General features: G+C 65.5%; 4 protein-coding genes. All 4 read left to right on the top strand.

The features are described from left to right. Window positions 1-125 precede the first annotated feature (125 nt). On the top strand, window positions 126-1,505 hold the full coding sequence (locus Q4S41_RS05750; protein ID WP_305030148.1) for a LutB/LldF family L-lactate oxidation iron-sulfur protein: 1,380 nt from the start codon (window positions 126-128) through the stop codon (window positions 1,503-1,505). Between the two features lie 90 nt (window positions 1,506-1,595). Further along, window positions 1,596-2,630 carry a hypothetical protein gene (locus tag Q4S41_RS05745; RefSeq protein ID WP_305030147.1) on the top strand — a complete coding sequence of 345 codons (1,035 nt, stop codon included), beginning with the start codon at window positions 1,596-1,598 and terminating at the stop codon, window positions 2,628-2,630. A gap of 332 nt (window positions 2,631-2,962) precedes the next feature. Continuing rightward, window positions 2,963-4,099, top strand: a complete 1,137-nt coding sequence (locus tag Q4S41_RS05740; RefSeq protein ID WP_305030146.1) for a hypothetical protein — start codon at window positions 2,963-2,965, stop codon at window positions 4,097-4,099. Between the two features lie 217 nt (window positions 4,100-4,316). Next, window positions 4,317-12,431: a beta strand repeat-containing protein gene (locus tag Q4S41_RS05735; RefSeq protein ID WP_305030145.1), complete on the top strand. Its 8,115-nt coding sequence runs from the start codon at window positions 4,317-4,319 to the stop codon at window positions 12,429-12,431. The last annotated feature ends 194 nt before the right edge of the window (window positions 12,432-12,625 follow it).

Below are 12,625 nucleotides of genomic sequence, written 5' to 3'. Positions count from 1 at the left end.
TCCTTCGTCAGCATGACGGGCGGCGCGAGCGAGATGTCGCGGCGGCGCTCGACATGACGTTTCGTAATTTCAGGTGTTAACCACCCGGGTGAACCTATTTTCCCTCACCTAACCGCTGTGCGAAAATGAAAGCCGACCAATTCCTGCTCGACGCCGAGGCCAAGGCCTTCGACCGCGAGCACCGCCGCAAAATCCGCTTCAACATCGGCAAGTACGACGCGGCCGTGAGCGCCGGCCTGAAGCTGTATGACGAGCACGAGCTGGCCCGCGACCGGGGCGCCTACCTCAAAGCCACCGTGCTCGAAAAGCTGGACGAGTACCTGCTGCAGTTCGAAGCCAACTTCACGGCCCGCGGCGGGCGCGTGATTTGGGCGCGCGACGCGGCCGAGGCGCTGGCCGAAATCGGGAAGCTGACGGCCGCCCGCCACACCAAAACCGTGGTGAAGGCCAAGAGCATGACCACCGAGGAAATCCACCTCAACAAGTACCTCGCCACGCAGAGCATCGAGTCGGTGGAAACGGACTTGGGCGAGTACATTGTGCAGCTCAACGGCGAGCGGCCCTACCACATTGTGACGCCGGCCATGCACCTGAGCAAGGCCGACATCAACAATATTTTTGTGAAGCACCTGGGCACCGAAAGCACCGACGATGCCCAGAAGCTGGTGCTCACGGCCCGGCACCTGCTCCGCAACAAGTACACCACGGCCGAAGTGGGCGTGACCGGCGGCAACTTCCTCGTGGCCGACGCCGGCGCCGTGGCCGTGACGGAGAACGAGGGCAACGCCCGCCTTTCGGCCTCCTTCCCGAAGCTGCACATTGCCGTTGTGGGCATCGAGAAAGTGATTCCGCAGCTCACCGATTTGGATTTGTTCTGGCCACTGCTGAGTACCAGTGGCACCGGGCAGCAGGTGACGGTGTACAACACGCTGTACTTCGGCCCGCGCCAGGCCAATGAGGTGGACGGGCCCGAGGAAATGGTGGTTATCCTGCTCGACAACGGCCGCACCAACCTGCTGGCCCAGCCTGACAAGCGCGCCGCCCTGCGCTGCATCCGCTGCGGCGCCTGCCTGAACGTGTGCCCGGTGTATAAGAACATTGGCGGCCACACCTACGAAACCACCTATTCCGGCCCCATCGGCTCGGTCATCAGCCCGCACCTGAGCGGCCTGCCCGAGCACAAGCACCTGAGCTACGCCAGCAGCCTGTGCGGCGCCTGCACCACGGTGTGCCCGGTGCGCATTCCGCTGCACAACCTGCTGCTGCTCAACCGCAAGCAGAGCGTGGAAGAAGGCTATGCGCCGACGGAGGAGAAACTCGCCATCGGCCTGTGGAAGTGGAGCATGCAGCACCGCTGGGCGCTGGATGTGCTGCCCGCCGCCATCAAAGACTGGAGCCTGGGCCGCCTGCTGGGCCAGGTGGGCTGGAGCAAGAGCCGCGAGGCCCTGGCCATCGCGCCGCAGTCGTTCCGGGAGCTGTGGAAGGCCCGCCAGGCGCCGCGCTAAAGCCCTTAATTGGTTGGCTGTTCGGCGGTTTTACGGGCTGGCGCGTATCAGGATTTTTGCTTGCGTATGCCGCCTTACTTGCTTCTGCCTTTGCGCATCATCACCGGCCTGGGTGGGGCAGTACTCGTTATCACAACGCTGTCGGCGGCCATTCGCTCGTTTGTACTGCCGCGCAACGAGGTAGTACGGCTGAACGTGTGGGTGTTCATGGGCTTCCGCGTCGTTTTTGACTTCGCCGCGAAGCTCGCCAACTCCTACGAGCGACGCGACAAAATCATGGCCCACTACGCGCCCGTGGCGCTGGTGGCACTGCCCGTGTGCTGGGAGGCGCTGGTGAGCATCGGCTACGCTGGCATGTACTGGGCCGTGGGCGAAGGCAGCTGGCTGCACTGCTACCAGCTGAGTGGCAGCTCGTTGCTGACACTAGGCACCATTGACGACTTCAGCTTTATTGGCGGCGTGCTCACCTATTCCGAGGCCACGCTGGGGCTGCTGCTGCTCACGCTGCTGCTGTCGTACCTGCCCACCATCTACCAGGCGTTTTCGCGGCGCGAGGTGACGGTGGCCCTGCTGGAGCTGCGGGCCGGCACGCCGCCCACGGCCGCCTGCCTGCTGGGCTGGCTCAACCACGACGGTTCGGTGCAGAACGACGACCAGCAGTGGGCCGCCTGGGAGCAGTGGTTTGTCGAGATTGAAGAAAGCCACACCTCGCTGCCCATTCTGTCGTTTTTCCGCTCGCCGCAGCCGGGGCGCTCCTGGGTGATGGCCGGCGGGCTCATTCTGGACACAGCCGCCCTTCTTTTTGCCGCCGTGGACGGCCCCCGCCCCCGGCAGACGGAGCTTACCTTCAAAGCCGGCTGTCTGGCCTTGAACCGAGTGTACCGCTTCTTCGACAGCAAAGCCGGCACCGAACCCGCCAACCTACAGCCCGATGAGCACGACGAGGAGCTGCGCCGCGCCGATTTTGACGAAGCCTGCCGCCTGCTGGCCGAAAAAGGCCTGCGCCTCTGTGAAGACCGCGCCGCCGCCTGGGCGCAATACCGCGAGCTGCGGGGCCGCTACGCCACGGCGCTGGAGTTTCTGGGCCGACTCACCATGGCGCCCGCGCGCCAAACGGCCGTTTAGCCACGGGCGCCTTATTGGCGCACCATCTTATCTGGACTCTACTCAATTTGGGCTAACGCATTGACCATCAAACGCATGCAAACGATTGCATGGTGTTGCTAAAGTTCGTAATATGTGCGAACTTTGTAATCTATCTGCCTCTACCCCTCGGCATTTAGAGCGAGGCTGTTCGGGCTGCGTGGTTATCGCGCGCGGCCGAAGGGCCAATGGGCCGCTGGTCCCCTTCTTTTCCAAACTGTGATTGGCCTCCGGGCCGGTGTACCGGTCCTTTTTAGGGCCCGGTCGAGGCGCTGCATTTTCTTTTTTCACCCCCAAATTCCCACTTTATTTTCATGCCATTTTCTTTACCCATTTCCCCGCTTCGCCAGGCGCGCACCTGGTGGCCAATCTTGGGCCTGCTCGTGTTGCTGAGCAGCGTCAGCTTTGAAGCTCGCGCCGGTCACGGCATTTTTGAAGGCATCGTTAAAGTCGGCAGCTCTTTCTACAACCTGAACGGCACGTCGTTCACCACATTCCAGAGCGCCAACCTGGGCTCGTTCAATCAGGGGCAGTCGCTGGTGCTGGCGGGCGGCGAAGTAAAAACCTTCAAAAACAACAACGACGACGTGACCGGGGCCAACCTGTTTTACCTAGTGTACCCGCAAAATGCGCGGCCGAGTAGTCCCGCGTTTAACAACTACACCTTGCCGTTTGCCCTCAATCTGAATTCCAGCGACCAAAGCTGGAACACCTTCACCGGCACGGTGAACCTCCTCGACGGCTTGCCGGTAGGCGATTACACGCTGGAGGTTTTCGAGCGCTCGGGCGTGAATTACAATGGCGGCGGCAGCGGCTTCGACTACCTGAGCAATAACAGCAACCCGACCAATTACACGGCCAGCTTCAGCGTGACGGCGCCGACCTCTTCCGGCCCGCTGCCCGTCGAGCTTACCAGCTTTGAAGCCACCCGCCAGGGCCCGGATGCGGCGCTGAAGTGGGCCACGGCTTCGGAGAAAAACAACATGGGCTTTGCGGTGCAGGTGAGCACCGACGGGCTCGAATTCCGCTCCGTGGGCTTTGTGGCCGGGGCGGGCAGCAGCACGGCCAGCCACCGCTATTATTTCCTCGATGCCGAGAAAAACAAGGCCGGCCTGCGCTACTACCGCCTGTGGCAACAGAACGCCGATGGTACTGCCAGCTACTCGCCCGTGCGCACGGTTGACTTTGCTGAAGCGGCCGGGCTGAGCGCAGCGCCCCAGCCCTTCGGCGCCGAGCTGGCCCTGACCCTGCGCACGGCGCAGGCGCAGCCAGGCACGCTCCTCACCCTCACCGACGCTACGGGGCGCCGGGTGCTGGCCCGTTCGCTCGACCTGGCAGCGGGCACCAACCAGTTTGTGCTGAGCGATTTGGCTACCGTGCCGGCGGGCGTGTACACGTTGCAGGTGGCCCTGCCCGGCCGGCCGGTGCGGCTGCGGGTGGTCAAGCAGTAGGCGGGCGCGCTTGAGAGAATATCGCGAAGCCTTCCGGCCGCTGGCCGGAAGGCTTTTTTTTGCGCGATGCGCCCATCTTGACATTAAAACATAAACAGCTTGAAATAATGACTAATTTAGGCCCCCTTTCTGTGCGGGTCTGCCTGCAGAATGCCGGTTTGCTTTTTCTATTTTTTTTCATTTCACCCTCTTTTTTCCCACCTATTTCCAAACCTCTATGCACACACCTTTTCTAAGCAACCGGCTAGGCCGGTGGCTGGCGGTGACGCTCCTGGCGCTGATGAGCGCCACCACGGCGCGCGCGCAGCTCACTGGTACTAAGACGATTCCGGGCGACTACACCACGGTGGCGGCGGCCATCACGGCCCTCAACACCGGGGGCGTGGGCGCGGGCGGCGTCACGTTCAACATCGCGGCGGGCTACACCGAAACCCTCGCCTCGCCCACGGCCGGCGCCATCACGGCCACCGGCACCAGCGCCAACCCCATTGTGTTCCAGAAGTCGGGCGCCGGGGCCAACCCGGTCATCACGGCCGGGGTGGGCACCACCACGGGCCTGGACGCCATCATTTCGCTGGCCGGCTCCGACTACGTGACCTTCAACGGCATCGACGTGGCGGAAAACAGCGCCAACACCACCGCCACCTCCCAGATGGAGTTCGGCTATGCCCTGTTCCGGCCCTCGGCCACCGACGGCTGCCAGAACAACACCATCCGCAACTGCGTGGTGACGCTGAACAAGACCAACGCCGGCACCATCGGCATTGCGGGCCTGAGCAACCCGGCCGGCAGCACCACCACGGCGGCCGCCACAGCCACCAGCGGGGCCAACTCGGGCAATAAAATCTACGGCAACGTGGTAACCAACGCCCTGATTGGCATCAACTTCGCCGCCAACTCCAGCACCACCACCGCCAACTACGACCAGAACAACGAGATTGGCTCGACTACGGCCGGCACGGGCAATACCGTGGGCAACTTCGGCGGCTCGGCTTCGGGCTGGGGCGCGGGGGGCAGCTACCAGAACGGGCTGCGCATCATCGGCAACACCATTAATAGCACGCTCAACTACACTTCGGCCACGGCCAGCACCAGCGTGGCGGCCAGCACCGTCACGAGCACGCTGCGCGGCATCTACTGCAACACGGGTACGTCGAGCAACCTAGACGTGACGGGCAACACCGTCACCATCGCCAGCGGCTCAACCAGTTCCGTTGCCTACGGCATGGAAAACTCGATGGGCAGCACGCCGGCCAGCAACACGGTGAACCTGACCAATAACACGTTCACGGTGAGCTACCTCACGGCGACGACGGGCAACGTGGCCGGTATCTTCAATTCGGGCAGCCCGGCTACGCTCAACATCACGGGCAACACGTTCAGCAACTTCAACCTGGCCACCACCGGCACAACATACGTTATTTACAATAACCACAGCGCTACGGCAGCCAACGTACTCAACAACACGGCCAGCGGCCTGGTGCGCACGGGCAGCAGCGGCACGGTGTATGGCTACTACAACAACGGCAGCGGCGCGGGCACCCACACCCTGACGGGCAACGTGTTCAACAACTTCACGCTGGCCACGTCGGGCACGTTCTACGGCATCTACAACACGTCGTCCGCGTCGGAAACGCAGCTGTATTCGGCCAACCAGATTACCAACATCACGTCGAGCAGCACCGCCACGCTCTACGGCATCAACTGCTCGTATGGGGCCAGCGGCTCGCAGATTTTCAACAACACCATCACCGGCCTGAGCAGCACCGGTACCCTGGCTTACGGCCTGAACCTGACCAACACGAGCTTTGCGCAGGTGGCGGCCTACGGCAACGTGATAGGCGGCATCAGCCTGAGCGGCGCGGCCACCATCTACGGCATCTACACCACGGTCACCACGCCCAGCTACTACCGCAACAAGATTTACGACCTGAGCGCCACCGGCAGCGGCACCTGCTTGGTGTACGGCCTCTACACGGGCGGCGGCACTACCATTCTGGTGCATAACAACCTGATTGGCAACCTCACGGCCCCGGCCTCGACCAGCCTGCTGTCGGTGAACGGCCTGTACTTCAGCTCGGGCACCACCATCAACGCCTACTACAACACGGTGTACCTGAACGCCAGCAGCACCGGCGCTACGTTCGGCACCACGGGCCTGTATTTCAGCGCGACGCCGACGACGGTGGACGCCCGCAACAACCTGGTGGTGAACACGAGCACCGCCGCCGGCACGGGCGGCTACACGGCCGCCCTGCGCCGCAGCAGCGGCACGGCCGGCACGGTGCCCACCAACTACGCCACCACTTCCAACAACAACCTTTACTACGCCGGCACGCCCTCGGCCACGAACCTCATTTACGTGGAGGGCACCACCACGGCCACCAACGCGCAGCAAACGCTGGCAAGCTTCAAGGCCCTCATGGCCAACCGCGACCAGGCGTCGATTTCGGAAAACGCGCCGTTTGCCAGCACTACCGGCTCGGCGGCCACTTTCCTGCACATCGCGGCCGGCACGCCCACGCAGATAGAAAGCGGGGCGCAGCCGCTGGCCAGCATCACCATCGACTTTGATGGCGACACCCGCAACGCGACCACGCCCGACATCGGGGCCGATGAAGGCACCTTCACGCAGGCAATACCCATCGTGGTGTCGAGCGTGGCCTACACCCAAAACAGCCAGACCACCGCGCCGAGCCAGACCAACCAGCAAGTGCTGGGCTTGGTGGTGAACACCACGGGCCAGGCGGCCGGGGCCGCGCTCAACAGCGCCACCTTCAACGTGGGCAGCACCAGCCTGAGCAACATCAGCAACCCGCGGCTCTACGTGTCGGCCAGCAGCACCTTCTCGCTGGCCACGGCCACGCTGGTGCCCACCACGGGCACCCTGGCCTCGCCCACTTTCACCCTGACGCTGACCACGCCCGCGACGCTGCTGGCGGGCAGCAACTATTACTTCCTGACCTACGACATTCCGGCCACGGCCACGGTGGGCGCCACCGTAGCCACCACGGCCACGGCCGTGAACGTGAGCGGCACCACCTTCACGCCCACGCTGAGCGGGGCCGCCGGCTCGCGCCTCATCCTGGGCCCGCTGAGCGGCACCTACTACATCACGGCCACGGTGGGCTCGTCACCCGACCCCACCAAGGAGTTTGCAACGCTGACCGCCGCCGCGGCGGCCTACAGCGGCCGGCCACTGGCCAGCGCCGTAACGTTTGTGCTGCGCGACGCCTCCTACAGCACCGGCGAAACCTTCCCGATTGCTTTTAACGCCAACACGACGGCCAGCGCCACCAATACGCTCACCATTCAGCCGGCCGTGACGTCGGCCGTGACCGGCAGCAGCACCACAGCGCTTATTCAGCTGAACGGCGCCAGCTACGTGACGCTGAACGGCGCCCTGAACGGCACCGGCACCACCCGCGACCTGACGCTGACCAACAACGGCAGCGGCGGCGCCGTGGTGCAGGTAATAGCCGGCACCAGCGCCGGGGCCACCAACAACGCCCTGCGCAACCTCAACCTGCTGGCGCAAGCCACCACCAGCGGCATCGGCATTGCGGCCGGTGGCGCCGCAGCCGGCTCCACGGGGGCCGACAACGACAACCTAGTCATTCAGAACAACAGCATCCAGCGGGCCTACATCGGCATCTACGTGGGCGGCACGGCGGCCGTATCGGCCGGCGGTACCGACGGGCTGGTGCTGGCCGACAACGTGATTGGGGGCGCCACCAGCGGCACCAGCAACGTGGGCATCATTGGCACGTTCATCGCCAACGCGGTGAGCCCCAGCGTCACCAACAATACGGTGCAGAACATCGGCCTCGGCGCTACGGCCGCCGTGGGCCTGACCATCGGGATGAACTTCCCCACCGGCGTGAGCGGCGCCACCGTGACGGGCAACACCGTGAACGGCGTGCTCGTGAGCGCGGGCAGCTTCGATGCCCTAGGCCTGAACCTGGGCACCGGCTTCAGTGGCGTGGTAGACCGCAACCGCATTCTGAACGTGGCCAGCTACACCGACACCTACGGCGGCCACGGCATCGACGTGAACACCGGCTCGGCCACCAGCAACCTGCGCCTGAGCAACAACTTCGTGGCCGGCATCAACGGCGCGGGCTGGACCTCGCTCACCAACGACGGCGTGGCGGGCATTCGCCTGCTGGGCACCACCGGCGGCGTGAGCCTGTACCACAACTCGGTGAGCCTAACGGGCACCAATACCCGCACCACCACCAGCAACGACGTATCGGCGGCCATTTACGTGGCCACGGGCGTGACGGCGCTTGACATTCGCAACAACGTGTTCAGCAACACGAGCGTGAGCACCAGCACGGGTACACCCAAGTCGTATGCCTTCTACAGCACGGCGGCCCGCACGGCCTACACCACGCTGAACTACAACGACTACTACGTGGCCGGCACGCAGGGCGTGCTGGGCAACCTGGCCGGCTCCGGCTCTTCGGGCACGGCCACGACCGACCTGGTCGCCCTTGGGCCGGCCACCACGGCCAACACCTTCCAGAACGCCACCACCGGCTTCGGGCAGGATGCCAACTCGCTAAGCGTGGAGCCGCAGTTCGTGTCGACCACCGACCTGCACAGCTCTTCGCCGGCCCTCAACAACGCCGGCACGCCCATCGCCAGCGTGACGGTGGACATCGACAACCAGGCCCGCAGCACGACGACGCCCGACATTGGCGCCGACGAGTTTACGCCCGTTACCACCGACGTAACTGCGGTGGCCCTCGTGGCCCCGGCTGCCACCAGCACCTGCTATGGCACGGCCGAAGCCGTGACCGTGAGCATTCGCAACTCCGGGGCCGGCCAGATTGATTTCGCTGCCAACCCGGCCACCATAACGGTGCTGGTGACGCTGCCCGGCGGCGCTACCCAGACCCTGACCGGCACGCTCAGCACCGGCACGCTGGCCTCGGGCGCGACCGTCAACATCTCGACCAGCAACACGCTCAACATGAGCACGGCCGGCGCTTACTCGTTTGCCATCACGGCCACGGTGCAGGGCGACCAGAACGCGGCCAACAACACCCTGGCCACCGTGACCCGCACGGTAGCGGCGCCGGTAGTGGGCGCCCTGGCCCCGGCCGCGTCCAGCATCTGCATCAGCGGCACGGCCACGCTCACCGTGGCGGGTGCGGCCAACGGCATCATCCAGTTCCAGAGCAGCACCGACGGCACCACCTTCACCGACATTGCGGGGGCCAACAGCGCCACCTACACCACACCGGTGCTGAACGCCACTACCTACTACCGCGCCCAGGTGCGCTGCAACACCGCAGTAGCGACCACCAACGTGAGCACCATCACGGTGAACAGCCCGCAGGTGGCCAGCACCAACGGCCCCGTGGCTATTTGCGCCGGCAGCACGGCCACGCTCACGGCCACGGCTTCGGCAGGCAGCAGCGTGCGCTTCTTTAGCGCTGCCACCGGCGGCACGGCCCTGGCCTCCACGGCTGGCAGCTACACCACGCCGGCCCTCACGGCCAATACTACCTACTACGCCGAGGCCTTCACGGGCGGCACCGAAAGCGTGGGGCCAACGGCCCTGACCAGCACCGGCCTCACGGCCCAGACGGCTGGCGCGCTCTATTTCACGACTACGGCCCCCACCACCATTCAGTCGGTAACGGTGTACCTGGCGGCTGGCCAGGCCGCCGGTACGGTGACCATCGACCTGCGCACGGGCAGCAGCACGTCGGGGGCCGTAGTGAACGGCCAGAGCACGGCCTTTGCCGTGCCCGCCAACACCACTACGGGCGTTCTCGCCTACGTGGTACCGCTCAACTACACCGTGCCAGCGGCCGGTGCGTATACCCTGTACCTGCCTTCGGCTACGCAGGGCGGCGTACTACGCGACAACGCAGGAGCTAACATCACGGGGTATCCCTTCACCTCTCCCAGCGGTACCGTTTCCATCACGGGCGCCAGCGTATCGGGCTTCTACTACTACTTCTACAACTGGCAGCTTAGCAGCGAGTGCGCCAATAGCACCCGCACGGCCATTGCCGTGAACGTGACGCAGCCGGCCACGGCCAGCTTCGCAGCGGCCACCGGCAGCAGCTGCGGCACCTCGGCCGTGACGCTGGCGGGCGCCGTGGGCGGCTCGGCCACGGGCGGCACCTACACCAGCAGCGGCACGGGCACGTTCAGCCCCAATGCCACCACGCTGACCGCTACCTACACGCCTTCGGCCGCCGACGTGGCCGCGGGCTCGGTCACCATCACGCTGACGTCGAGCGGCTCGACGCCCTGCCCGGCCGCTACGGCCAGCTTCGCGCTGAGCATCAGCCCGGCGCCGGTGGCTACGTTCAGCTACCCGGCGGCCACCACGTACTGCGCGGGCAGCGCCAGCACCGTTTCGCCCACGCTGGGCAGCGGCGCCACGGCCGGCACGTTCAGCTCGACCACCGGCCTGACGATTGACGCGACGACGGGTGCCATCACGCTTTCGTCCTCGACGGCGGGCACTTACACCGTGACCAACACGGTGGCCGCCAGCGGCACCTGCGCCGCTGTTTCGGCTACCACTACCGTGACCATCGCACCGGCTACTTCGGCCGCGTTTAGCTACTCGGGCGGTACGTTCTGCCTGAGCGGCACCAACCCGGTAGCCACCATCACCGGCACCACCGGCGGCACGTTCAGCTCCACCACGGGCCTGACGATTAACGCTGCTACGGGTGCCATCGCGCTGAGCAGCAGCACGGCTGGCACCTACGTGGTGACCTACACCGTGGCCGGCGCCTGCGGCACCAGCAGCACGCAGTCGGTCACGATTACGGCGGCGCCGGTGGCTACCTTCAGCTACGGCACGGGTACGCCCACCTTCTGCGTGAGCGGCACCACCAACCCGGCGCCCACCTTCGGCGCGGGCGCCAGCGCGGGCACGTTCAGCTCCACCACGGGCCTGACCATTAACGCCACGACTGGTGCGATTACCTTGTCGTCCTCGACGCCCGGCACCTACACCGTGACCAACGTCATTGCTGCCGGCAGCGGCTGCGCCGCCGCCACGGCCACGGCGCAGGTGACCATCACGGCGGCTCCGGTGGCTACGTTCGGCTACGGTGCTTCGCCCACGTTCTGCGTGAGCGGCACGACTGCTCCGGCCGTGGTACTCGGCACGGGCGCTACGGCGGGCACATTCAGCTCGACGGCTGGCCTGACCATTAATGCCACGACGGGCGCCATCACGCTCAGCACCTCTACGCCTGGCACCTACACCGTGACCAACACGGTGGCCGCTGCGGGCGGCTGCGCGGCCACGACGGCCACCACCAGCGTAACCATCACGGCAGCGCCGCTGGCTACCTTCAGCTACGGCACGGGTACGCCCACCTTCTGCGTGAGCGGCACCACCAACCCGGTTGCCACGCTGGGCACGGGCGCCACGGCGGGTACGTTCACCTCGACCACGGGCCTGACCATTAACGCCACCACCGGCGCTATTACCCTGTCGTCTTCGACGCCCGGCACCTACACCGTGACCAACACGGTGGCCGCCAGTGGCGGTTGCGCGGCGGCTACGGCTACGGCCAGCGTAACCATCACGGCGGCTCCGGCAGCCACGTTCAGCTACGCCACTTCGGCCGGCTGCGTGGGCTCGACGACGGCTGTGACGCCCACGCTGGGCACCGGCGCTTCGGCCGGCACGTTCAGCTCGACCACCGGCCTGACGATTGACGCGACGACGGGCGCCATCACGCTTTCGTCTTCGACGGCGGGCACTTACACCGTGACCAACACGGTGGCCGCCAGCGGCGGTTGCGCAGCAGCCACGGCCACGACGACCTTCACGGTGAACCCGCGCCCGGCCACGCCCACCATCACGGCGACGTATAACGGCACGACCACCACGCTCACTTCGAGCGCCACCACCGGCAACCAGTGGTACCTGGGTCCGAACCCGGTGACCGGCGCCACCGGCCAGACCCTGGTGCTCACCGGCCTGCCCTCGCAACTGGGTTCCTACACCGTGACCACCACCAACGCCAATGGCTGCGTCTCGCTGCCGTCCAACCCGCTGGTGGTGACGTCGGCGAAGAGCGGTATTGCCGGCAGCAGCCTGCGCCTGTACCCCAACCCCACGCCCACCGGCCAGGTGACGCTGGAGCTGACGGGCTACCGCGTGGTGACGCAGCTTTCGGTGCTTGACGCGCTGGGCCGTGTGGTGGCCAGCGAAGTGCTGCCCGCCAACAACGGCACCACCACCCACGCCCTCGACTTGTCGGGGATGGCCACGGGTGTGTACCTGCTGCGCCTGAGCAACGCCAACGGTGTGGAAACCCGCCGCCTGGTGCGCGAATAACCGCCGAGGTTTCGCATTGAAAAGCCCCGCTGGCATTGCCGGCGGGGCTTTTTTTGTGCAATAGCGGGAACAACCGGCGGTCCACCGTTGGCGGACGCCCCCAAAAAGTAGTGGCATCAAACGAAGACCGTCGGACCGGGCGCAGGCGAAGCATTGCCACTGCGCAAGCAAGCAGATTCACGTTGGGGGTGAAG

Source organism: Hymenobacter convexus, assembly GCF_030580955.1.
GTDB lineage: Bacteria > Bacteroidota > Bacteroidia > Cytophagales > Hymenobacteraceae > Hymenobacter.
The sequence above is the reverse complement of the archived record's forward strand: the minus strand, read 5'-3'. Positions and strand labels throughout refer to the sequence as shown.

What these genes read in the sequence shown, in the direction of transcription:
- Q4S41_RS05735 (WP_305030145.1), top strand. Translation starts at nt 4,317, where the DNA reads ATGCACACACCTTTTCTAAGCAACCGGCTAGGCCGGTGGCTGGCGGTG.
- Q4S41_RS05750 (WP_305030148.1), top strand. Translation starts at nt 126, where the DNA reads ATGAAAGCCGACCAATTCCTGCTCGACGCCGAGGCCAAGGCCTTCGAC.
- Q4S41_RS05740 (WP_305030146.1), top strand. Translation starts at nt 2,963, where the DNA reads ATGCCATTTTCTTTACCCATTTCCCCGCTTCGCCAGGCGCGCACCTGG.